The sequence below is a fragment of the Streptomyces sp. OR43 genome (assembly GCF_008042275.1).
Classification (GTDB): Bacteria; Actinomycetota; Actinomycetes; order Streptomycetales; family Streptomycetaceae; genus Streptomyces.
Genome location: NZ_RDBK01000008.1, coordinates 771,525 through 793,713, shown reverse-complemented (window position 1 = coordinate 793,713; position 22,189 = coordinate 771,525). Strand labels below are relative to the sequence as shown.

Annotated in this window: 19 protein-coding genes and 1 pseudogene; 6 read left to right on the top strand and 14 right to left on the bottom strand. The window is 68.3% G+C overall.

The annotated features are described in order from the left end of the window. Positions 1 to 47: 47 nt before the first annotated feature. From EAO72_RS41815 to EAO72_RS07535, 10 genes are all read right to left on the bottom strand, one after another. Positions 48 to 203, bottom strand: a complete 156-nt coding sequence (locus tag EAO72_RS41815; protein ID WP_187284950.1) for a hypothetical protein — start codon at positions 201 to 203, stop codon at positions 48 to 50. Positions 204 to 325: 122 nt separating this feature from the next. Then, a complete protein-coding gene (locus EAO72_RS07570) occupies positions 326 to 5,074 on the bottom strand; it encodes a peptidoglycan DD-metalloendopeptidase family protein (protein WP_148016390.1) in 4,749 nt (1,582 codons plus the stop codon). Further along, the gene (locus EAO72_RS07565) at positions 5,067 to 5,324 is read right to left on the bottom strand and encodes a hypothetical protein (RefSeq protein WP_148016389.1); all 258 of its coding nucleotides are present in this window, start codon (positions 5,322 to 5,324) and stop codon (positions 5,067 to 5,069) included. Before EAO72_RS07565 ends, EAO72_RS07570 begins: the two co-directional genes overlap by 8 nt. Before the next feature lie 97 nt (positions 5,325 to 5,421). Continuing rightward, positions 5,422 to 5,694 (bottom strand): hypothetical protein, encoded by a 273-nt coding sequence (locus EAO72_RS07560; protein ID WP_148016388.1) that lies wholly within the window; start codon positions 5,692 to 5,694, stop codon positions 5,422 to 5,424. A gap of 643 nt (positions 5,695 to 6,337) precedes the next feature. After that, positions 6,338 to 6,760 (bottom strand): phage terminase small subunit, encoded by a 423-nt coding sequence (locus EAO72_RS44270; RefSeq protein ID WP_459112815.1) that lies wholly within the window; start codon positions 6,758 to 6,760, stop codon positions 6,338 to 6,340. Positions 6,761 to 6,821: 61 nt separating this feature from the next. After that, the gene (locus tag EAO72_RS07555; protein WP_148016387.1) at positions 6,822 to 7,850 is read right to left on the bottom strand and encodes a major capsid protein; all 1,029 of its coding nucleotides are present in this window, start codon (positions 7,848 to 7,850) and stop codon (positions 6,822 to 6,824) included. A gap of 18 nt (positions 7,851 to 7,868) precedes the next feature. Further along, positions 7,869 to 8,585, bottom strand: coding sequence for a hypothetical protein (locus EAO72_RS07550; RefSeq protein ID WP_261991349.1), 717 nt, complete (start codon positions 8,583 to 8,585; stop codon positions 7,869 to 7,871). 153 nt (positions 8,586 to 8,738) lie between these two features. Beyond that, a complete protein-coding gene (locus EAO72_RS07545) occupies positions 8,739 to 9,002 on the bottom strand; it encodes a hypothetical protein (RefSeq protein ID WP_148016386.1) in 264 nt (87 codons plus the stop codon). A gap of 1,149 nt (positions 9,003 to 10,151) precedes the next feature. Then, positions 10,152 to 10,718, bottom strand: a complete 567-nt coding sequence (locus tag EAO72_RS07540) for a hypothetical protein (RefSeq protein ID WP_148016385.1) — start codon at positions 10,716 to 10,718, stop codon at positions 10,152 to 10,154. Positions 10,719 to 10,826: 108 nt separating this feature from the next. Then, entirely contained in the window at positions 10,827 to 12,377 is a 1,551-nt protein-coding gene (locus tag EAO72_RS07535) for a recombinase family protein (protein WP_148016384.1), read from the bottom strand. Positions 12,378 to 12,425: 48 nt separating this feature from the next. Here EAO72_RS07535 and EAO72_RS07530 point away from each other — a divergent pair. The 5 genes and pseudogenes from EAO72_RS07530 to glpK form a co-directional block, all read left to right on the top strand. After that, a pseudogene (locus tag EAO72_RS07530) lies at positions 12,426 to 12,590 on the top strand (Mpo1-like protein); the annotation flags it as partial. A gap of 48 nt (positions 12,591 to 12,638) precedes the next feature. Further along, positions 12,639 to 13,106, top strand: coding sequence for a Zn-ribbon domain-containing OB-fold protein (locus tag EAO72_RS07525; protein ID WP_148016383.1), 468 nt, complete (start codon positions 12,639 to 12,641; stop codon positions 13,104 to 13,106). Then, positions 13,103 to 14,293, top strand: a complete 1,191-nt coding sequence (locus tag EAO72_RS07520) for a lipid-transfer protein (protein ID WP_148016382.1) — start codon at positions 13,103 to 13,105, stop codon at positions 14,291 to 14,293. Before EAO72_RS07525 ends, EAO72_RS07520 begins: the two co-directional genes overlap by 4 nt. Positions 14,294 to 14,518: 225 nt before the next feature. After that, complete coding sequence (locus EAO72_RS07515; protein WP_148016381.1) at positions 14,519 to 15,280, top strand: MIP/aquaporin family protein; 762 nt, start codon at positions 14,519 to 14,521, stop codon at positions 15,278 to 15,280. Between the two features lie 37 nt (positions 15,281 to 15,317). Beyond that, positions 15,318 to 16,817 carry a glycerol kinase GlpK gene (glpK, locus tag EAO72_RS07510; RefSeq protein ID WP_148016380.1) on the top strand — a complete coding sequence of 500 codons (1,500 nt, stop codon included), beginning with the start codon at positions 15,318 to 15,320 and terminating at the stop codon, positions 16,815 to 16,817. 80 nt (positions 16,818 to 16,897) lie between these two features. Here the strand turns inward: glpK and EAO72_RS07505 are convergent, their stop codons facing one another. The 4 genes from EAO72_RS07505 to EAO72_RS07490 are packed head-to-tail and all read right to left on the bottom strand — an operon-like array spanning position 16,898 to position 21,259. Then, positions 16,898 to 17,503, bottom strand: a complete 606-nt coding sequence (locus EAO72_RS07505) for a GTP-binding protein (protein WP_148016379.1) — start codon at positions 17,501 to 17,503, stop codon at positions 16,898 to 16,900. Further along, positions 17,484 to 17,906, bottom strand: a complete 423-nt coding sequence (locus tag EAO72_RS07500; protein ID WP_148016378.1) for a DUF742 domain-containing protein — start codon at positions 17,904 to 17,906, stop codon at positions 17,484 to 17,486. The genes EAO72_RS07505 and EAO72_RS07500 overlap by 20 nt, the downstream gene beginning before the upstream one ends. Before the next feature lie 9 nt (positions 17,907 to 17,915). Next, positions 17,916 to 18,359, bottom strand: coding sequence for a roadblock/LC7 domain-containing protein (locus tag EAO72_RS07495; RefSeq protein WP_148016377.1), 444 nt, complete (start codon positions 18,357 to 18,359; stop codon positions 17,916 to 17,918). Next, positions 18,356 to 21,259 carry a sensor histidine kinase gene (locus tag EAO72_RS07490; protein WP_187284949.1) on the bottom strand — a complete coding sequence of 968 codons (2,904 nt, stop codon included), beginning with the start codon at positions 21,257 to 21,259 and terminating at the stop codon, positions 18,356 to 18,358. Before EAO72_RS07490 ends, EAO72_RS07495 begins: the two co-directional genes overlap by 4 nt. A 403-nt stretch (positions 21,260 to 21,662) precedes the next feature. On the opposite strand from EAO72_RS07490, the gene EAO72_RS07485 reads away from it, so the two are divergent. Further along, on the top strand, positions 21,663 to 22,154 hold the full coding sequence (locus tag EAO72_RS07485; protein ID WP_261991348.1) for a hypothetical protein: 492 nt from the start codon (positions 21,663 to 21,665) through the stop codon (positions 22,152 to 22,154). Positions 22,155 to 22,189 lie beyond the last annotated feature (35 nt).

Genomic DNA, 22,189 nt, shown 5'->3' with positions numbered 1-22,189 from the left:
TTATGTGGGGGTAGGGGGACGATGTGACGCGGAGGCTCCATGATCTTTTACAGCCAGCCGGCCGACCGCATGCGGGTGCGCCAGGTGCGCCCGTGCGACGGCTTGCAGAAAACCTTGGGCCGCCCGGCTCCCGGGGTCTGATTGATCTCCGCCCCGCACTGCGGGCAGGCGGTGTGCTGCTTCTTCGCGGGCTGTCCAAGCATGAGAGTCCTTCTTTCGCGGGTCTGGGGAGCCCCTGGAGCCGCCATGTCGGCGTGCTCCAGGGGCAGTTGGGGGAATGCGTGGGGGCTGCTCCGCCATGTCGGCAGAGCAGCCCCTGTGTGCGTTAGATGTACCGGCCGGTCTCAATGGCCGACGCAGTAGCGGCGTCGTGTGCGGTCACTTCGGTGCGGACGATGTCCGTGATCTCGCGGTCTCCGACGAAGACGCGGGCTTCGACGTTGATCGTCGAAGGGCCGCCACGTCCGCCACCGCCCTGCGCAGCCTCGCGGAAGAGGTTCCGGCTGTCGTGGTTGCTCATGACCTGCGTCGGCGTGAGGCCGTACGCCAGCTCGGGGCCGTTCTCGCCGACCAGCGACCATTCGCCGACGGGCGGGAATCCGCCGCCTGCGTAGCCTCCAACCCTCCCGTACGCCTTACCCAGGTTGCCGTAGGCAGCCTTCGCGTAGCGCATGGAGGAGTAGACGTTCGCCAGGGGGTCGATGCTGACCCCGTTCAGGAACGGGCCCTTCTTCAGCATGGAGCCCGCGTAGGACTGGAACGTCGGCCGGATGACCTGCATGAGGCCGGTCGACGGGTAGCCGGAGCGGGCGTTGGTGTCCCAGTTGTTGACCGCCCGCGGGTTACCGCCTGACTCCTGCTGCATGCGCGCCAGCGTCACGTTTGCGTACGACGAGGGGTTGCCCGTCAGGCGTAGTGCCTGGTTGACCACTCCGCGCCAGCGCTGGACGCCAGAGCCGACACTGCCGCCTCCACCGCCACCCGTCAGGTACTGCATCGGGTCGACGGTGCGGCCTCCGGTGCGCGCCTCCAGGTGAAGGTGTGGCCCGGTGACGTTGCCGGTGGCTCCCACACGGCCGATGATCTGGCCCTGCTTAACGGTGTCGCCCAGCGAGACGAGCATCTTCGACATGTGCGCGTAGAGGGACGACAGCCCGCCACCATGGTTGAGCATGGCGTGAATACCGTAGGGGCCGCCTGACGTCGCCTGCGACACCTTGCCGTCGGCGACTGCTTTGATCGCGGTTCCGACGGCCGCCGGGAAGTCCAGCCCAGTGTGGTGCCCAGAGGACCACAGGGAGCCGGACTTGCCGAAGCGAGTGCCGAAAGCGGCGTCCACGGGCTTGATCCAGGAGCCGCCCCCGCCGTCACCTCCTCCGCCGAAGCCGAGGAGATCCATCGCCTTGTCCTTCATGCTCGTGAGCATTTCGGTAGGCATCTTGGCAACGGACTTGGCCCACGGGTTCGTCAGGTAGGGCTTCATCTGACTGGCGACGAGCTTCTTTGCCTTGTCGAACAGCTTCGTCGGGTCCAGGAAGTCCGCGGCGCCGCTGAGGAAGTCTCCAGCGTCTCCGGCCTTGTCCTTGACCCAGTCGACGATGCCACCGTCCTTGAACGCCGGCATGCCGTTCGAGATCGCACGCTGAACGCCGCCAATACCGCCGGAGCGGGCAGCAGCGTTCCACTCGTTGATCTTGTCGGCACCCACTGCGCGCGTCCACTCGGGACGCATGATCGCCTCACCGCCACCAACGGCGACAACGCGATCGTCACGGCCCGGGGAATAGCCGGACATGATGCCGCCGGTTGCGAAGCCGTCAAGGTCCATTTTCTTGATCTTGTCAGCGCCCGTAACGCCAGCAACACCGTTCCACAGGGGAACAATGCCCTTGTTGTAGACATTCTCGATGATGAACTTCACGGGCTTCTTCGCGATGTCCTTCAGGGCATCCCACTGCATCTTGATGCCCTCCTTCGCCAGCTTGAAAGCCTTAACGACGAGGTCGACACCATCCATGATGAGATCGAATGCCGGCTTGATTCCCTTGTCCCACAGCCACTTCGCCCTATCGGCGATCCAGCCGAAGACTGGTTTGATGGCGCTCGTCCACAGCCACTTTGCGGCCGTTCCGAACGCATCGAGCGCCTTCCGTGTTTCGCCGAACGCAGGCTTGATGGCGTTGCTCCACAACCACTTCGCCAGGTCGCCGATCCAGCCGAATACAGGCTTGATGGCCTTGCTCCACAACCACGTCGCTACGTCGCCGATGGCCCTGAACGACGGTCCAAACGCCTTCTCCCACAACCACTTCGCTACCGCCCCCGTCGCCTTGATGGCGAGCATGATGGGTAGCAGGACAATGACCGTGAGCAGCGTAAACAGGAACTGAGCTGCTGCTCCGATGGCGTCGAACGCGGGCTTGAAAGCGTGCTCCCAGAGCCACATCGCCACGCCACCGACGAACTGAATCGCGGTCCAGATAGCGGTGAAGGTCGGCTTCAGAATGACGTTCCACAGGAACATGGTTCCGGTCTTAATTCCCGCCCATGCCGCATCAACGGCCGTTCGGAACCAATCGCACTGGGTGTAAGCGAGAACGAATCCCGCAACGAGCAGCCCAACAACGATAAGCACGGCACGGATGATTGGGAGGATTCCCGTTGCGCTCAGAACGGTGCCAAACCCCATCGTTGCGATGGCGGAGAGCAGCATGACCGACTGGTAAACGGTCATTGCCGCGGAGAACGCCACCATGCCGAGAGCGATTGCCTTTTGTGCCGCCCACAACCCCCACAACGCCTGAATCAGGCCGGGGCTATTCGTCGCCAGCCACGAGACGGCTTCGAAGACGGGGCCGATAACGGCCATCATCGTCGTGGACAGCGGCGCAACGGCCTTGGACACGTTCAGAGCTGCCGTCAGAACGTCGCCGATAAACGACGCGAGACCTGGCGCCGTATCCTTGACGTACTGGAGGAACTTCTCGAACTTGGGAGATCCCTTCAGCGACGATCCCCACTTCGCGAAACGCCCGGTGATACTGTCGGACTTCTTCGCGATCCCGTCCATGTGCGGAAGGAACGCGTCGATAACGCCGGCAATGCCCTTGATGACGTTGCCAAACGCGACGCCGAATCCCACAACGGCGGGCTCAACGTTCTTCTTCAGATCCTGCTTGAAGGATACCCAGAATGGCGTCTTCAGTTGAGCTGAAGCCTTATCCATCAGCGTCTGAATTCCCGCGGCTGCGCCAAGTACGAGCGGTGTCAGACCTGGAAGGCTTGCCTTCGCGCCGTTTACCCCGCGAGTGAAAATGGGGAGGACTTCCGGCTGAAGCTCTCGCGACCAAGCCTTGAATGCGGCGGTGAGCCCGTTGGGTCCCGCAACGGCGTTGAAGAGGTTGCGCCCCGCCGGCGTCAGGTTCGCGAGTGCCTTGCGGTACTCCTCCGCCTTCGTCGTGGCGGTGCCCGTGGCCGTCGACGAGGACAGCTGAGCGGAGGCCAAGCCTCGCTGCGCGCTGGCCACGGACTCAGCCGCGGACACCTGCGCGTCGGCAGAGGCGCGTACAGCGTCGGCTACCTTCGCCTGAGCGTCTGCGACGCTGCGTGCTCCGTCGCGCTGAGCCTTCGCGGCTGCCTCGTGAGCCTTCGCGAGTGCCTCTGTCTGGTCGGCGACAGTGCGCTGAGCCTCGCCTACGCGATCCGTTGCGGCCTTCACGGCATCGCTGCCATTGACGCCGGCCTTGCGCTGAGCCTCCGCGGACTTCTTCAAGTCCTCGTAGTTCTGCGCCTGCTCCTTGGCGCCCTGGCGGGCACGGTCAAGGGCAAGCTGTGCGGCTTCCTGCTGAAGTTTCGTCGACTTCGGATCCGCCATGACGGCATTGAGATCCTCTTGCGCCTGCTGAACGCGCAACGTGGCTTCACGCTGGTCCAGGGCCCCGTCAGTCAGCCGGTCGTTCAGCGCCTTGAGCTGCTGTGCGGCGTCAGCACGCGCGCGGGTGAGATCCTGCTCCGCCTGGCGCGCCGTGCGCTGAGCGTCGACGAGGGACTGTTCCGCCCTGCGTATTCCGTCGGCCGCTGCCTGGCGCTGCTCGCCGGCTCGCTCCGCTGCGTCCGCGACGGCCCGCTGAGCCTGCGCGACGGCCCGTTCCGCGGCCTCTATGGTCTTGGCTGCGTTCCGGTGGGCTGACGCCAACTGCGCCTGTGCACTTGCCAGTTGGATGGCTTTGGAGGCCGCTTGCGACGCCGTTGCGGCGCTTCGGCTCGTGGCGTTCGTCGCCTCGTCCTCCGCGGCCGTCTTCAGCCGGATCACTTCCGTGACGCTCTTCACGGCAGGGATTGCGGCCAGAGCCAGGGCTCCGACTCCCGCGCCGGCTGCGGCGGCCATCGTCACGACGGCACCGAGACCCGCGGCAAGCGCGGGACCAAGCGGGATCGCTGCCAGTGCCGCGACCTGTATGCCGAGTGACATCAGGGCCGAGGACGCCTGCGATGTGTCAACCCTCACCGGGATGCGGATGTCCTTGCGGTCTACGGCGTCGATCTCTTCGCGGATCGCCAGGAGCGCCGCGCGAGCGGTCGCAGTGTCGGCACGCACGGCAACGTTGGGATGCTCCGCACCGAGCCTCTGAAGCTCCTTCTCGATGCGCAGGACTTCAGCACGGGCGGCTCCGGCGTCGACGTCGATGCCGATTCGCTTACCGGAGAGTTGTTCCAGTTTCGAACGCAGGCGGGCAAGCTCTGCGTCAACTCCCGTGTCTGCCAAGCCTACTTGGAGCTTCGGCATGGCGCGGAAGGCGACTTCAAGCTTGCGCTTCAGGCTGCGGGAGAATGCTCCGCCCGCGTCGTCGCCCTGCCTGCCGGCGACCCGGACACCCGCCTTGCCACCCTGGTTGATGGCCTGCGGGATGGCGATGACGATGTTACGAGAGATCGCCTCGCCCATACGTCGTCCGGCTTCCTCCCCCACCTTGTCAGCGATGGGGAGGACGAGAGCCTTCAGCTTGGTGTGGAACTGGGGGATGACGGGTACGACGTCGACGGCTGCGCCACCGACGATATCCAGGTCAGCCATCGATCAACGCCCCGATCTCCGTCGGGTCGGTGCGGGCGTCCAGGACGTCAGCCACGGTGCGCAGGTCGCTGCGCAACCCTGCGACGTCGGGCGTCTGCTCCATCGCCTCCAGCCCGCGCCGCATCCACTCAAAGTCGGCACACGCGGCGCCGCAATGGGTGGTGGGTAGTGGCATGTTGGCAACGAGGACGAGTTCCACGTGAAAGGTGCAGCCGTCGCGCGCGCAGACGGCTGGCTCGGGAATGTTCAAGGGTTCCTCCAGGTACGACAGAGGCCCGCAGCGCGTCCGCTGCGGGCCTGTCAGTTGGTCTGTGGGGTGTTCGGCGGTTCGACTCCTCCGCGGGCCGCTAGGCGGCCTTCCTGCGGGTGTCGACGAAGATGCCGGGAACGGTCTGCCCGGGGTGCGTGCGGGCGTCCAACCTCGCCGCGAGCCTCAGAAGCTCGTTCGCCTCGTCGGCGTCACCCTCCAGGAGGGCGCGCTTCGCTCGCTGGTCCCAGACCACACACGCCTGAGTGCAATGGGAGTTGAGCCGGATCTTCCCGTTGTCCAGGATTCTTCGGGCGCGGGGCAGGGTGCAGCCGTTGCGGCGGCAGATGATGCGGCTAGCTTCGGTGTGCATGGAGTCCCTCCGGGAACTTCAGCAGGGCGTTCACCTCTTCCGACAATGCAAATCGGTTACGGATAGAACGCTCTCAGCTGCGGGTTTACGATTTGCTGTCACACTTACTGCGAACGATCCGCGCAGGATTCTTGATCGTCGACCGCGCGCCATCCCTCGCGTCCAGCCGGCCGGAGGGGCGCTGAGCGGGCCTCCAGGGAGCCGGAGAGGCGCCTCAGGAGTGCCTCACGGACCTTTCTGCTAAGCAGATTCACCGCGAGGCCCAGCACTCTATCGGTCTTCCTAAAAAATGGATCACAGGTCACCCCCTGGGGTGATCATGGTGATCGTCGCAGGTCAGAGGCGTTGTCGGGTCAACTGAGCGTCGGCCGGCCCGTCGGACCGCACGCTTGCGTCACAGGCTGGCCCACCTCTTCGGCGTGCGCCTGGCGCGCCTCCTGCCAGCGACGCCAAGCGCGGATCGTGAGTGGTGAGTTCATCCCATGCGCTTCCACGTCGGCGCACTCGCTGGGCTCTAGCCACTGCCAGACGACGCACCTGCGCAGCTCAGGCGGGCATGAGTAGAGCGGCACCTCGCCCGCACGTATGTCCACCGCGTGCGCCTCCTGTGCCAGGCGCTGGGCGCGTGCCGCTCGCCTGCTACTCACGCGCTCACAGGCAGGCTGTGCACTGCTGCCACGTGGCCAGTGGTGGGCTGCTCACCCACCCTGTACCGGCCGCGAGCCATAGCCCCGGGCGTAAGCATCAGGTCGTTGGCCAACTGCCTTGTCTCGCCTACGAGTTGGGCAGAGATGCGACTGCCTGTGAGCGTGGCACTCACGGCAATGACGTACGCAGCCACGAGGCCAGCCATTGCGTCCTCCCACACGACTGCGATGGGCGCCGACCACAGGTCGGTCCAGTGTTCCCGTTCAGCGTCGGACCACTCACGCCCCCGCGGGAGGTCGGGCACGGGGTCGGTGCAGCCCTCCGGCGGAAGGTACGTCCACTCCGCCTCGTCGGTGCGGTGCCGACTGTGCGGCTTGTGTGGCGCCGGCTTCGGGCCGCGCGCTCCTCCGATGGCCATGGGGCCTCTCTCTGGTGGAAGGGACGGGGCTCCGCAAGTCGCCTCACGAAGCCCCGAAGCGTCAGATGCCGGTTACCTTGGCGGTCAGGCTGAGGTTCGGGTTCGCCACGACCGGCAGCACGATGGCAGTCGCACGGGTCCACACGGTCTGCGGGTCTTCCGACTTGTAGTTGCCGACGTACGCGCCGCCCTGCTCACCGGAGGCGAGTCCGTACCGCTCGTCGTTCGCCTCCACGGGGACGCCCCACAGGGTCTTGCCCAGTGCGTCGCCGGGCTCCGGGAGAAGTGCGATGGAGTCGTCCGGCGTGATGCGCTGAGCGGCGCCCTGGAACACCACGCGGGCGTCGTAGGTCGTCACCTGCGGCAGCTCATGCTTGGCCAGGAGCGCGTTCAGCTCGTCCAGTGCCAGCACGGACGGGGCGGTGTAGTCGGTCGTCGACATGCGGCACAGCTGAGCGTTCGAGCGCAGGGCGCGCGCGATGCGCGACGGCATGAGCGCCCACTTCGGTGCGGCTCCGGTGTTGTCGACCATGAGATCCACCCACGCCTGAAGGTCGTCGAACGGCGTCGACGTCTCGGTGTCGGTCCAGTTGATCTCAGCGGCGGTGGTGTGCGACGCCAGCCGGTTGAAGTCCACGGCGCCGTAGACGTTGTTCTCGTTCAGGGTGACGGCAGCGGAGAACAGAGCCTGCCCGCGGGCCAGCTCCACGCGGGCAGCGATGGCGCCGACGAGGGTCTCCGTGTCGCCGAAGATCTTGTCCTGGATCTCGTCGCGCATCGTGTTGGTGTGGCGCATGCGGATCTGCTCGTACTCGGACACGGGCATCTTCCGCGAGATGGGCGGCAGTTCGCCGCTGGCACGCGCGGAGCCCTCACGCACCCCGGTGTCCGAACTCGCGTCGTATGCGCGGTAGTTGGCTGCTTCCGTCAGCCCGCCGCCTCCGGTCTCGAAGCGGTATTCCAGGTCTTCGATGGTGTCGCTGGGCAGCCAGCGCGACAGGGTGAACGCGTTTTCCTCCCGGTCGCGGATCGCGGCACGGGCGTAGCCGGACAGTTCGGATGGGGTGGCGTACTCGGTGATGAGCTGCATGGTTTACCTCTCGGTGGTTCAGTGGTTGAAGCTGCTGGCGGAAGAGCCGTCGTCGGCGCTCCCGATGTCAACGGCCCCGCTCGCATCCGCGGTCAGTTCGTCGACGGAGGTGGGAATCCAGTGCCGCCCGGATTCAGCGGCGAAGATCAGGAAGGCGACGTTGCGCCGCCTCGTCCCCGCGATGACCCGCTTCACGTCCGCGGGCAGCGGGTGCAGGGTGACGTCAGAGAACTGGTCGTGTCCGGCCTGATAGATGGCGTTCAGGACTCCGGTGTCGACGACGTCGCGCAGGACGTTGCGCTGTGTGGCACGCAGGGCGTCCACCTCGTTCACGATGGCGCGCAGGCGCGTGAACGCGTCTACGGCCTCCGGGCCGGCGTCGATGGCCGTTTCGCCGTCGACGATGCGCCCGTGGGTGCCGAGAATGCCCCGCACCTCCGACATGAGGTCGTTGAGCTGACCGGCCAGGGTGGCGAGTACGGGCTCCGTGTGGCGGGTCCGCAGATAGACGATGTGCCGCTTCAGCGAGTCGACGGCCGTCGTCAGCGCCTCCCGCTCCGCGACTGGAGCCAGCGCCTCTGTGTAGGCGGCTGCGGCCCTCTGGCCGATGTCGGCAGGGATAGGCGTCCCATCGCTGCGCAGGGCCGACACGGCGGCATCTACGACCGCCTTGCGGGCGTGTTCGGGCGATGGGGCCGGCGCGAGTGCGGATAGGCGCGCTTCCGTCTGCGTCAACGCCTCTTCCGCACGCTTGATCTCTGGTACGACGTGCCACGGATTCGCGGGCGTCGACCTCTTCCTTGGTGGCATCGGGGCCTCTCGGTGGGCATGAAGAACGGGCCCTGCCGTGTCGGCGAAGGCCCGCGGGATGGAAGGTCTGTGGGGTCGTCAGGCGGCCTCGTAGCGCCCCGTCGACTCGAAGTACGCCCGCCGCTCCGCGCGGCGCTCACGCTTCTGCCTGGCGCGCTGCGGGGCCTCCAGGCTGTAGCGGATACGCTCCGCCTCGTTCCGGCAGTCGGCACACTTCCGCGTGAAACCGTCCGCACAGAGGCTGTCGGCATGGAAGTTGTCGGCGCAGACGACGAGGGTGCGGAAGCACGCTGGGCACTGCCTACGCGGCCGATCCGGAACGTCGCTGTATCGCTGAGACATGGGTACTCCTGAGGTGTCCTGTCGGTCTGGGGTCCTGGCGTCCTGCCAATTACGGGAAAAAGAGAAGCGCCACCCGGAGGCAGCGCTTCGAAAGGTCTAACGGCCCGGCGGGAGCACGTCGACGAGCGAGCGGAGGAGAGTTCGCTTCACGTCGACGGCTCAACCGCCGGGACCGATGCATCCCACCCCGGGAGAGGCGCCAGGGGGATGCAGCTGCGCACGGGACCGGACCGACGCCCAAGAGGCTGTCGACGCCGGTCCCGCGGTCTGCGGGGTTACAACTCTCTGTAACCAGGGGGCGCGGGCCCTCTCGCGCGCGATTAGAGCCCCTCACGCCTTCTTTATGTGGGGGTGGGTTTCGCAAGGGTGAAACAGGAATCGCGCCCACCAGATGCCCTGACCTGCGAAAATAGCGTCTCATGCAGCTTCTGCGCACTCCAGGCCGTAGCAGTTCGTTACGCAACGGTTACGGAGATTCCACGATGTGAGACATTGGATCTTGAATGAACCCAGTTGCCCCACCCATGGCCGGCTGCACACCTCCGTCCGGCTCGCCTCGCCACCCACCCCCGCGAGACTGAAGCCCTGGAAGGCCCCTCAGAGGCTCTATCGCGCCCTCAGGGTCTCCGAGTACCCGAGGTCCGCTCTGACGCGCCCCATGGGGCCTCCAGTGGCCTCCTGGACGTCGATGCCGCCTCCACCTCCGCCCCGCTCGTCAACCGACGTCGACGAGGGGCCTCCGCGGGGTCGCGAGACAGATTGGCCAAGATGACGAACTTGACCCCCGATCCAGAAGGGCCACGAGGAGTTCTATAGGTCTTCTATTTTTTCTTGAAGTTTGACCAGAAAAATAGAGAATAGAGACCCTATACCCCCTCTGACCTGGGGAAACGGACGATTTCAAGATCATCCTAGTTTGGCCATCTTGGCCGCAAGTCTGTCCACTCGCGACGGGGTGGAGTGGCGCACGCCACAGAGGGTGCCCTAACTCGCGCGCTCGCATGCGCTCATCTGAGCGCGGAACATCGCTCTCCGCTTCGTCTGGCAGCCGGCGGAGAAGGCGGAGGACGTCGACGAGGCGCACCCCCGAACGCACTGGAGGGCCCAACCGGCGAACCGGCGGGCCCTTCCATGTGACAGAGGGTGACGTCAGGCGGTGACGCCCAGCAGCATGAGCGGCTGCTCGTCGTTTTCCGGGATGTTGAGCGGGGAGGGCTTCAGCGCCTTCATGATCGACGCGCACCCACCGCTGCACAGCGGGACCCATCCGCCGTCGACGTAGACCGGCTCGATGTCCCGCTCGTCGACCTCGCCGCAGCGCGCACAGCCAAGGGAGTCGCCCGTACAGGCCGGGCAGAACAGCTCTCCGTTCTCGTCCCGCACGGCAGCGATCGTCAGGTAGGCGCCGCAGCCATCGCACGGGGCGTTGTCGCTGCTCTTCTGCTTGTAGATGACCGGCACGTCGTGCAGCGCAGCTTCGGCCTCCAGGATCATGGCCGTTCCGATGGCCGACTCCGCGTCGTGCAGCGCCGGCCCGCAGACCACCACCGCCACGAAGTCGCGGACGTCCACGTCGGCCGTAGTGCCGATGATGGTGGGGAAGCCCAGCTGATCTGTGACGTCGCCAGCGACCATGAGCAGGTCCGCCCGCTCGTCCTCGGTTGCGACGGGGCCGACGACAAGCAAGGTGTTCGCGAAGATAGAGGTGTGTGCCATGATGCTTTCTCCTCATTCAGGTGAGGAACGGCCCTGGCCTACTCCGTCCAAAGATGAAGCCAGGGCCGCCCCATGTCTGGTAGGCGGGGGCCTACCAGGGGTTGCGCACTACTCAGATTCTTCCCGCTCGATGGCGTCCAGAGATTCCTTCTCGGGATCGCCGTGGCTTCCGATGACGAAGTCCACGCGCGATACGTCCAACTTCGTTACGCGGCCTCCTCGTCCCTTCGACGGCTTGACCATGACCCGGGCCCCGGCGTCGATGAGCAGTCGCCGACGGCCGGCCGTGTCTGCGGCGTCCCACATCTGTCCGTACGTCTTGCCCGTGCTCACAACTTCTTCCCGGGCTTCAACGAATGGTGTGGTCTCCAGCTCTGCGGCTCTGGCCTCTAGTGCGTCAGCCGTTTCCTGCCACATCTGACGACCGGCGGCAGACTTGAAGCGCGCACGCTCCCCCATGTGGGCCCGCAGTTCTGACGTAACCTCTGCCAGTTCAGGTCCGGGATCGTAGCCGGAGTGGCGGATGACCCGCGTCACTGGCCATGAGCCGATACGCGCTAGGAACTGCTCCACGGCCCATTCGTCCAGCCAGTCCGCCCGGATCGACGCCTTAGCCTCACACTTCCGCCCACGCGCCAGCGCCCGGCACCCGTAGACGATGGTCTTTCCGCTGTTGGCGCTGTACATGTACATGCGGCCATCGCAGGTGTCGCAGTGGGCGACACCGAGAAGCAGCGCGTTCGTGTCTTTCCTCTCCCGACGCTCCGGAGCTGCCAACTCCGCCAACGCCGCCTTCACTTGCTCATGTTGGTCCCGCTCCACGATTGGCGGACCCGCCAGGATAGGGCGTCCCTTCCCGTCGCGTACCGGCTTGCCCTGGTGCACGTGGTAGCCGAGAAGCGTGGGGGACGAGGCGACGCTCTTTACCGTGGTACCAACCCACGCACGGCCCCGCGGCACCTTCCCGCGTCTGACGTCGTCGTGGTCGCGCGGGGTCAGTACGCCTGCTTCGTTCAGCTCCATGGCGATGCTGTGCGGCTGCGCTCCGTCAAGGATGTCAGCCATCATCTGCTCCAGGACTGCAACCGCCGACGGATCGGGGACGAGCGTCAACCCCGGCGCTCCGTCACGCGCAACTGGACGATAGCCATACGGCGGGATCCCACCCGCCCAACGTCCCTGCGCCCGAAGCGTCGCACGTGCTCCAGACACGCGTTCTGCGATTGCTTGCGCCTCCATCTGCGCGGCCCACGCGAGCAGCCGTACGACGATGTCGGACACTCCAAGCGCTGACGACATGTCCAGGTCGAGTGTCCCACCTGCACCCTCCGCGAAGATGATCCGCTTGCGGTGCTCCTTAGCCCACCGCGTCAGATCCTCCATGTCTGCCAGCGACCGGACCGCGCGATCAAGCCGCCACCAGATGATCACGTCGTACTCGTCTGGGCGACGGAGCCAGTCACCAAGCTCCGGCCGCTCGAACGGCGTGGTCTTGGTGGCGGAGACGTCCAGGTCGGTTGCGTACCCGACGACACGTGCCCCGATGCGTGCCGCCTGTCCCTCGCCGGCTTCCCGCTGCCTCAGCGGCGAGGTCGTAACGTCCGTCATGTCGCTGAGGCGAACCGCGATTAGGGCTCTGATCTGTGCATATTCAGCCATGCCTACACCTCCCCTCGTTGAGTTCGTTTGGTACGACACTCAAGGTATACGGGATGGCCCGCCCATTTCCTGATCGAGAAGAACAACCCGGCCACGTTCGGTCATCCCGCCTGGTCGTTGCGCGGTGACGCGCAAATGATCGGGATGATGCTGGCCGGCCGCGACCACGAGCTCGCACAGACCGCTGCCAAGTGGCTCGCCGACAACAGCTGACCGTGGCACACTTCTGACGTTCCGTCAGATCCAGTGCCGGGAGGGGCTTTGCCGCGCAAGCGCATACCTGTGGTGTCCGGGTGGTTCACCGAGGACGGCACGGAGGAGGACTTCCGGCTGCTGGGCACCCGCTGCCCGCTCTGCTCGTCGGTCTTCTTCCCGCCGCAGCAGGGGTTCTGCCGCAATCCTGGCTGTACCGGCGGAGAACTCGCCGAGGTGCCGCTGTCCCGGCACGGCACGGTCTGGTCGTACACCGACGGCCGCTACCGGCCGCCCGCGCCCTATCTGTCGGATCCGGAGGCGCCCTGGGAACCGTACACACTGGTCGCGGTGGAGCTGGCGGCCGAGCGCATGGTCGTGCTCGGCCAGGCCGCGCCCGGGGTGGGCGTGGAGGATCTCGCGGTCGGTATGGCCGTGGAGGCCGTGCCGGGAGTGATGGACGCCGGTCCGGGTGACGACGACGGCGTGGTGCGGACCACCTGGCACTGGCGGCCGGTCGCGGGCGGTGCGGCATGAGCGGGGACGTGGCGGTCCTCGGGGCCGGGATGCACCCCTGGGGCAAATGGGGCCGCGGTTTCGTGGAGTACGGCACGGTGGCGGCCCGCAGCGCGCTCGCGGACGCGGGCATCGAGTGGCGGGACGTGCAGTCGGTGGTCGGCGCGGACACCGTGCGCGGCGGCTATCCGGGGTACGTGGCGGGGGCGACGTTCGCCCAGGCGCTCGGCTGGCAGGGCGCCCGCGTCACCAGCGTGTACGCGGCCTGCGCGTCGGGCGCCCAGGCGGTGAACACCGCCCGGGCGCAGATCCTGGCCGGTATGGCGGACGTGGTGCTCGTGGTCGGCGCGGACGCGGCGCCCAAGGGGTTCTTCGCGCCGGCGGGTGGCGAACGGCCGGACGATCCGGACTGGCTGAGGTTCCGGGTGCTCGGCGCGACGAATCCCGCGTACTTCGCGCTGTACGCCCGCCGCCGGATGGCGGTGCACGGCGACACTCCGGAGGACTTCGCGCGGGTCAAGGTCAAGAACGCGGCGGCCGGCGCGCTGAACCCGAACGCCCGCTACCGGGCAGCGGTGAGCGCGGAGCAGGTCGCGGCCTCCGCGGTCGTCGCCGATCCGCTGCGACTGCTGGACATCTGCGCCACCTCCGACGGAGCGGCGGCCCTGGTCCTGTCCAGCATGGACTTCGCCCGGCGCCACGGCGCACCGGACCCGGTCCGCATCCGTGCCGTGTCGACCGTGACGCCCACGTACCCGAAGGCGGTGCTCGATCTGCCGGACATCGCCACGGACTCCGCGGTCGCCGTGGAACCCTCCCCCATGAGCTTCCGGGGCTCGATCGCCCGGGCCGCGTACGAGGAGGCGGGCATCGGCCCCGGGGATCTGTCCCTGGCGGAGGTGTACGACCTCTCCACGGCGCTGGAACTGGAGTGGTACGAGGACATCGGGCTCTGCGCTCCCGGCGAGGGCGCGGCGCTCCTGCGCTCCGGGGCGACGGCGCTCGGCGGACGCGTCCCGGTGAACCCCAGCGGCGGGCTCGCCTCCTTCGGCGAGGCGGTGCCGGCCCAGGCCATCGCGCAGGTCTGCGAGCTGACCTGGCAGTTGCGGGGCACGGCGGGGGAACGCCAGATTCCGGGCGCGCGGGCCGGGATCACGGCGAACCAGGGACTGTTCGGTCATGGCTCCGCGGTCGTCGCGGTGCGCTGACATGTCCCGCACGGCCACCAACAGCGTTTGTTGTCAGTCTTCTTGACGGCCCATCAAGCTCGGAGAACACTCCATTCCCAGCCGATGCCGTCCTCCCACACCGCGGCGGCCGGCTGATCCCACGCTCGTCACGGTCGCCGGGCGGGGCACGGCTTCTCCCTGCCCCCGGCCTCCGCAGCCATGGAAGCGCCCGGCGAAACCCGCCGGACAACCACTGGGAGCGCCATGAGCAATGGAGACATCTTCACCGGGGAAGTCCTCGGAACGGCCATCCTCATCCTCTTCGGCGCGGGCGTCTGCGCCGCCGTCACGCTCCACCACTCGAAGGCCAGAGCCGCGGGCTGGGTCGTCATCGCCTTCGGATGGGGCTTCGGGGTGCTGGCCGGGGCCTACACGTCCGCCCCGTTGTCGGGCGGCCATCTCAACCCGGCGGTGACCGTCGGCATCGCCGTGGACACCGGCGAGTGGGACAAGGTCCCGCTCTACATCGCGGGTCAGCTGACGGGCGCCGTCATCGGAGCGGTACTGGCCTGGCTGACGTACTACGCGCAGTTCCGCGCCAACGCCGACAAGGAGACGTCCGGACCCACTCTCGGCATCTTCGCGACCGCTCCGGAGATCCGGAATCCGGTGGCCAACCTCGTCACCGAGATCATCGCCACGACCGCCCTGGTGCTGCCGATCCTGGCCTTCGGAAAGAACGCGGGCATCGGGATCGGCCCGGTCGCGGGGTCGGAGGCCGGGATCTACGGCTCCGGGATCTCGGTTCTCCTGGTGTCCCTCCTCGTGGTGGGCATCGGGCTCTCGCTCGGCGGCCCCACCGGATACGCCATCAACCCGGCCCGTGACCTCGGCCCGCGGCTGGTGCATGCGCTGCTTCCGATACCGAACAAGGGGACTTCCGACTGGAGTTACGCCTGGATACCGGTCGTGGGACCGCTCCTGGGCGGACTGCTGGGCGGTGTCGTGTTCAACGCCGCGTTCTGAGGCCTCGGCCACAAGCACCCGATGGACAAGGGGAGTCATGACGATCAGGTATGTCGCCGCCATCGACCAGGGCACCACCTCCAGCCGCTGCATCATCTTCGACCAGGACGGCGCCGTCGTCGCCGTCGACCAGCGCGAGCACCGGCAGATCTTCCCCCGGCCCGGCTGGGTGGAGCACGACGCCTCGGAGATCTGGACCACCGTGCAGGCCGTCGTCGCCGGAGCCCTCGACCGGGCCGGCCTGCGGGCGGACCGGCTCACCGCGCTCGGCATCACGAACCAGCGCGAGACGACCGTGCTGTGGGACCGGGCCACCGGGGTCCCCGTCCACCACGCGATCGTCTGGCAGGACACCCGTACCGCGGACCTGTGCCACGAACTCGGCGGCAGCGACGGGCAGGACCGGTTCCGCGCCACCACGGGTCTTCCGCTGGCCAGCTACTTCTCCGGCCCCAAGGCGGCCTGGCTGCTGGACCACGTACCGGGGCTGCGCGAACGGGCCGAGCGGGGCGAGATCGCGTTCGGCACGATGGACTCCTGGCTGATCTGGAACCTCACGGGCGGCACGGCGGGCGGCGTCCACGTCACGGACGTGACCAACGCGTCGCGCACCATGCTGATGGACCTGGAGACGCTCCGGTGGGACCCCGCCGTCCTGGCCGCGATGAACATCCCCGAGGCGGTGCTCCCGGAGATCAGGTCGTCGTCCGAGGTGTACGGAACGGCCGTGGGAGCGCTGGCCGGCGTACCGGTCGCCTCCGCCCTGGGAGACCAGCAGGCCGCGGTGTTCGGCCAGGCCTGCTACGACCCGGGCACGGCCAAGAACACGTACGGCACCGGCAGTTTCCTGCTGCTCAACACCGGGAACCGCCCCGTGCCGTCCAAGAACGGGCTGATCACCACCCTCGGTTACCGGATCGGCGACGAGCCGCCCGTCTACTGCCTGGAGGGGTCGATCGCGATCACCGGGGCGCTCGTGCAGTGGTTCCGCGACCAGCTCGGGATCATCGGGAGCGCGGAGGAGATCGAGACCCTCGCCGCGAGCGTGGAGGACAACGGCGGGGCGTACATCGTGCCCGCGTTCTCCGGGCTGTTCGCCCCCTATTGGCGTTCCGACGCACGGGGCGTCATCACCGGCCTGACCGGCTACGTCACCAAGGCGCATCTGGCGCGGGCCGTCCTGGAGGCGACCAGCTGGCAGACGCGTGAGGTCGTCGACGCGATGTACCAGGACTCCGGGGTGCCGATCACGACGCTCAAGGTCGACGGTGGCATGACGGCCAACCAGCTGCTGATGCAACACCAGGCGGACGTGCTGGGCGTTCCGGTGATCCGCCCCAAGATCTCGGAGACCACCTGCCTGGGCGCGGCGTACGCGGCGGGGCTGGCGACCGGGGTGTGGTCGGGGCTCGACGAGCTCAAGACGCACTGGCAGCGCGATGTCGAGTGGCAGCCGCGGATGGAACCGGAGGACCGCGAACGCGAGTACGGCAACTGGCGCAAGGCGGTGGAGCGGAGTTTCGGCTGGCAGGAGTAGCGGGCCCTCCGCTCCCCTGCCGGCCGTGGACGCGCGGCCCGTACCCCCGTCGGCGGGGGTACGCGCCGCGTTCCGCCCGCTCACGTCGTGACGGGCTCCCGGAGCCGGTCCACCCGGGCCACCGCGTGTTCGACGACGGCCACCAGGACATCCCGTACGGACGACCGGTCCCGGGCGTCGCACATGAGTACCGGCACCTGTGGATCCAGGTCCAGCGCCGCCTGCACCGTCTCGGTGGGGAACCGGTCGGCGCCCTCGAAGCAGTTGACGGCCACGGCGAACGGGATCTCGCGGCGCTCGAAGTAGTCGACCGCGGCGAAGCAGTCCTCCAGCCGGCGGGTGTCCGCGAGGACGACCGCCCCCAGCGCGCCCTGGGCGAGTTCGTCCCAGAGGAACCAGAAGCGGTCCTGTCCGGGGGTCCCGAAGAGATACAGCACCAGGTCCTCGCGCAGGGTGATCCGCCCGAAGTCCATCGCCACCGTCGTCGTGGTCTTCGCCTCGACACCGTCCAGGTCGTCCACCGGACGTCCCGCCTCGCTCAGCCTCTCCTCCGTACGCAGCGGTCTGATCTCGCTGACCGCCCCCACCAGGGTCGTCTTGCCCACGCCGAAGCCACCCGCCACCAGGATTTTCAGGGTAACGGGCTCAACGGGCCGCCTGTTGCGGCTAGAGCGCCCGAAGGCCATTGATCACCTCGCGAAGAATGTTCACGTCCGGCAGCTCGGCCGGCGGAACGGGACGGGTTACGTGCACCAGCTCGTCCTCGACGAGATCGCCGACCAGGACCCGGACCACCCCGACGGGGAGGTCCAGACCGGCGGCGAGCTCGGCGATCGACTGGGGCATCTCACTGCAGAGTTCGACGATCTCCACGTGTTCCGGGGAGAGCATCTGGTCCCTGCCGGGGTCGTCGGCCGCGGGTTCGGGCATGACGATCGCGATCAGGTCGAGGCGGTGACGGGACGCGCTGCTGGTGCGTCCTCTGGTCATCGCGTACGGGCGGACCACCGGCCCCGCGTCGGCGTCGTACCAGCGCGAGGACTGCGGGTCGCCGGAGGTCCCGGGGGTGTGGGAGGTGTCGGCACTCATCCCGTCCACTCACCCTCCGGAGGACAGACCGGTCGTCCGGGGTGCGTTGGCCAGGTGGGCTCCCACGCGCTTGACCATCAGCGTCATCTCGTACGCCACCTGTCCGACGTCCGAGTCGGAGTCGGCCAGTACGGCGAGACAGCTGCCGTCGCCAGCCGCCGTGACAAACAGGAACGCCTCGTCGAGTTCGACGACGGTCTGCCGGACCCTGCCCGCGTCGAAGTGGCGGCCGACGCCCTTCGCGAGGCTGTGGAATCCGGAGGCGACGGCCGCCAGGTGCTCGCCGTCCTCCCGGGTCAGGTCCTTGGACGCGCCGGTGGGGAGGCCGTCGCTGGAGAGCACCAGCGCCTTGTGGATGCTGGCGACCCGCTGAACGAGTTCGTCGAGGAGCCAGTTGAGTTCACCCGACCCCTGACGTGCGGAGTTGAGTGCTGCGGCGTTCGGTGCGGTCATGGACCGTCCCCTCCCGGAGTGGTTCCTTGTGCTGTATCGCCGGGGCCGGTCGCGTCCTCGGCGTTCTGCAGGCGTCCGCGCTGCCAGCCGCGCTGGAGCGAGGCCATGCGGTCGCGTACCTCGTCGGCGTCCCGCTCGATGTCCTCGACGCTCTCCACCCGGTCCGGGCCGGCCGCGCCCGTGCCCTCGCGCAGCTGCGGGGCGAGGCTGGCCTGACGGACCCGGCGGGGCAGGCCGCCCACGGTGTCGGCCTCGGGCGACGACGCGGACGGGACGGCTGATGCCGACGACCGCGGCGCGGGCACCGAAGGCGCGGGGCGCGGGGCTTCGGCGGGCCCGGCCGACGTCCGGAAGCCCGTGGACCGCCGGGGTTCGGCGGAGCGGCGCCGGTCCTCGTGCGGGACGGGGCCCGTGGCCCGGGGCCGGGCCGAGGTGTGCGCGGGCTCCGGATCGTCGGTCACGGGGTGGGAGCGGCTGCTCTCGTCGACCCGGACGCCGCGGTCGGTGACCAGGGTCGGCGGCTTGCGCCGGGGCAGCGGGCGCGTGCCGTCGGGGCGCAGGGCCCGTACGCCGTCCGGCTCCGACGTCCGGTCGGCTGCCTGCTGGTGCTGCTCGCGGTCGGTTTCGCGCCGGAACTCGCGGGCGCGGAAGATGCCACCGCGTTCGCTTTCGGTGTCGTCCAGGTCGGAGACCCCGTCGAGTGCGGGGTCGGTGCCCCGGCCGGTGACGGCTTCGAGGAGCGGGTCACGGTCGAAGTCCAGGGACGCGACCGGTCCTTCGAGCTCGACCGGGCCGTTCAGCAGGGCCGGGTCCATGAGTCCGCTGGGAACCGGTGAGAGGCTGCCCGGCCGTTCCTGCGGGCGTTCCGGCGACCCTTCGGCGGCGGCGATGCCGCGGTCCGGTGTGCCCCGCCCGCCGTTCTCCTTCGGGCCGCTGCCGGGCCTGCTGCTGGCGATCGCCTTCTCGGACCTGCGGTCGAGACGGAACCCGGTGCCGTGCGAGTCGGGGGCGTCGGTGAGCAGCGCCGCCGGGATGAACACGACGGCCGTGGTGCCTCCGTACGGGGATGTCTGGAGCGAGACGCGGACGTTCTGCCGCTGGGCGAGCCGGCTGACGACGAAGAGGCCGAGCCGGTCGGTGTCGGACAGCTCGAACTCGGGGGTTTCCGCCAGCCGGAGGTTGGCGTCCAGGAGCACCTCGGGTGGCATCCCCAGGCCGCGGTCGTGGATTTCGAGGGTGAAGCCGTTGGCGACCTGTTCGCCGTGCACCTGGACCGCCGTGTGCGGGGGCGAGAACACCGTGGCGTTCTCCAGGAGTTCGGCGATCAGATGGGTGAGGTCGGCGACAGCGGGGCCGCCCACTCCGATCCGCGGGAGGCGGCGGACCTCGATCCGTTCGTAGTCCTCCACCTCGGCGACGGCGGCCCGCACCACGTCCATCAGCTGGATGGGCTTGCGCCACTGCCGGGAGGGAGCGGCTCCGGAGAGGATGACCAGCCCTTCGGCGTGGCGCCGCATCCGGGTGGTGAGGTGGTCGAGGCGGAACAGGTCGGCGAGTTCGTCGGTGTTCTCGGTGCGGCGCTCCATCGTGTCCAGCAGCGTCAGCTGGCGGTGCAGCAGCACCTGGTTGCGGCGGGCGAGGTTGACGAAGACCTCGGAGACGCCGCGCCGCATGTCCGCCTGCTTGACGGCCGCCTCGACCGCGGCGCGCTGCAACGTGTTGAGCGCCTGCCCGACCTGGCCGATCTCGTCCCGTTCGTAACTGAGGTGCGGGGACTCGGTCTCGACGTCGATGTGCTCGCCCGCGGCGAGGCGGCGCATCACGCTCGGCAGCCGCACACCGGAGACCTCGTGGGCGTCCTTGCGGAGCCGGGAGAGGTCGCGGACGAGCTCGCGGCCGATGCGTACGGACACGAAGACGGAGACGAGCAGGGCCAGGAACCCGAGCACGCCGGCGACGCCCGCCTTGATCAGGACGCCGTAGCCGGCGGGCTTGCCCCGGTCCTGGAAGCGGTTGTTCATCTCGGTCGAGTCGTTGGCCAGCCGGTCCAGGACCGGCGGCGCGACCTCCTGCCAGCGGGCGGCGTCCACGGCGCGGGAGTCGCGGGTGGGGCCCTGCGCGATGAGTTTGTTCTCGGCGGTGCGCAGCGGTTCGCTGTCGGGGCCCGACCAGTACTGCTCGACGCGCCGCCGCTCGGACGCGGGCAGGACCTGGAGGTTGATCTCGTACAGCAGTTCCCGGTTGGCCGCGAGGTCGGAGATCTGGCGGAGTTCGGGGGCGGTGAACCGCCGTGCCAGGAGTCCGGAGGCGACCAGCGCGTCTTCCCTGGAGAGCATCTCGCGGGCGCGCGAGACACCTGCCAGCGCCCGGACCTGTTTGTCCATGGACACGTTCTCCATCGTGTGGAGTCCGGTCAGGAAGCGGTAGCAGGGGTCGATGAGGCGGTTGTAGTAGTCCATCGCCCTGGCCCGGCCGATGGTGCGCCGGTCGACGGAGTCGCGGAGTGCGTCGAGTTCGTCGACCGCTCCGAGGATCGAGCTGAGCTGGGTCTCGGCGTCCGGGCGCAGTGCGTCGCGGATGTCCTTCTGCTGCGCACTCGAGGTCACGCGCTCCACGACCCGGTCGGTGACCGCGCGCTGTGTGCGCAGCACCGGAAGCGCGTCGGAGGCCCTCGGGTCGGCGAGGAAGACGAGCGTCTGGCGGCGCTCGTTCTGCACGGCCCGGACGGTGTCCTCCAGGGGATGGCCGACCTTCTCCACGACGGTGCTGGCGCTCAGCAGTTCGCCGGCCTCGCGTCCGGTCAGATAGGTGGCGAAGCCCCAGAGTGCGGTGAGGGAGACGAGCGGCACCAGAAGCAACGCCACGATCTTCCTGCGGATGGACTTTCCGCGAAAGCGCATGGCCTCCCCCAGCTCGGCCCCGCAGGGCGGGGATGGTGTTCCGTCAACAAACGGCGCGAGCCTACTACCGACACACAGACAACTCGAAGGCGCGTCCGGACGATTTTCGGCCGCCTTGCAGGGAGTTGACCATGAGTTGTCCGGGTATTCCGGGAGATGAAATTCGCGAATGCGACAGAAGGCGCCGATCAGAGCGGCATATTCCTCCCCCTGTCGGTTGGCTGGAACTCTTCGTTCCGTGCCGATCCGTGGGAATCTTCACCGTCCGGCACTCGTCTGTCTGTACGGGGGCAGGAGAGCTGCAGGAGTGCCCTGGGGCAGGACGGGACGGTCCGTCCGCGTAGAAAGGGTGCATGCGGGGCAGCAACCCTGAAGTCGGACAGCGGTGGGGAGTTGAAAGTCGTTGGACACGCAGGAGCGTCACGGTGCGGTGGAGGTGCCACCGGCCCGGACGGCGAAGGAGGCGGTCACCGCGGCTTCGGCGCCGCGGGGCGGGCCGGAGGTACCGCGGCAGCCGCTCTGGGTCGAGGAGCCGGCCGCACGCCGGCGCATGCCGGATCCTGTGCGCAGGGCCGCCGTGCGGGCCGTCATCATCACGTCGCTGACCCTGATCCAGGCGATGGTCGCGTTCCTGGCCTCGCTGACCGGTTCGTGGCTGGCCTTCCCGATGGTGCTGAGCAGCGTGGGAAGCACGGTGGTCGCGACCTGGTCGGTCCTGGACGTGTGGGTCACCCGGCAGGTGTGGAATCAGCGCAACGGCGTGGTGTCGGTGCCCAGTAGTTCGGCCCGGCGGCTGCGCCGCGAGCGGCGCAGGGCCAGACGGGCGGCGCGGACCGCCGAGCGGGACGCGGCACGGATACGACGACGCGACGCGGGCCGCCTTTCCCGGGCCTGACCCGCGCCCGGCTCCTTCCGTCCGCGGACCGACGC

Coding starts and splice junctions, on each gene's coding strand:
- EAO72_RS41815 (WP_187284950.1), bottom strand. CDS start 203: ATGCTTGGACAGCCCGCGAAGAAGCAGCACACCGCCTGCCCGCAGTGC.
- EAO72_RS07570 (WP_148016390.1), bottom strand. CDS start 5,074: ATGGCTGACCTGGATATCGTCGGTGGCGCAGCCGTCGACGTCGTACCC.
- EAO72_RS07560 (WP_148016388.1), bottom strand. CDS start 5,694: ATGCACACCGAAGCTAGCCGCATCATCTGCCGCCGCAACGGCTGCACC.
- EAO72_RS44270 (WP_459112815.1), bottom strand. CDS start 6,760: ATGGCCATCGGAGGAGCGCGCGGCCCGAAGCCGGCGCCACACAAGCCG.
- EAO72_RS07555 (WP_148016387.1), bottom strand. CDS start 7,850: ATGCAGCTCATCACCGAGTACGCCACCCCATCCGAACTGTCCGGCTAC.
- EAO72_RS07545 (WP_148016386.1), bottom strand. CDS start 9,002: ATGTCTCAGCGATACAGCGACGTTCCGGATCGGCCGCGTAGGCAGTGC.
- EAO72_RS07540 (WP_148016385.1), bottom strand. CDS start 10,718: ATGGCACACACCTCTATCTTCGCGAACACCTTGCTTGTCGTCGGCCCC.
- EAO72_RS07535 (WP_148016384.1), bottom strand. CDS start 12,377: ATGGCTGAATATGCACAGATCAGAGCCCTAATCGCGGTTCGCCTCAGC.
- EAO72_RS07520 (WP_148016382.1), top strand. CDS start 13,103: ATGAGCGGGGACGTGGCGGTCCTCGGGGCCGGGATGCACCCCTGGGGC.
- EAO72_RS07515 (WP_148016381.1), top strand. CDS start 14,519: ATGAGCAATGGAGACATCTTCACCGGGGAAGTCCTCGGAACGGCCATC.
- glpK (WP_148016380.1), top strand. CDS start 15,318: ATGACGATCAGGTATGTCGCCGCCATCGACCAGGGCACCACCTCCAGC.
- EAO72_RS07505 (WP_148016379.1), bottom strand. CDS start 17,503: ATGGCCTTCGGGCGCTCTAGCCGCAACAGGCGGCCCGTTGAGCCCGTT.
- EAO72_RS07500 (WP_148016378.1), bottom strand. CDS start 17,906: ATGAGTGCCGACACCTCCCACACCCCCGGGACCTCCGGCGACCCGCAG.
- EAO72_RS07495 (WP_148016377.1), bottom strand. CDS start 18,359: ATGACCGCACCGAACGCCGCAGCACTCAACTCCGCACGTCAGGGGTCG.
- EAO72_RS07490 (WP_187284949.1), bottom strand. CDS start 21,259: ATGCGCTTTCGCGGAAAGTCCATCCGCAGGAAGATCGTGGCGTTGCTT.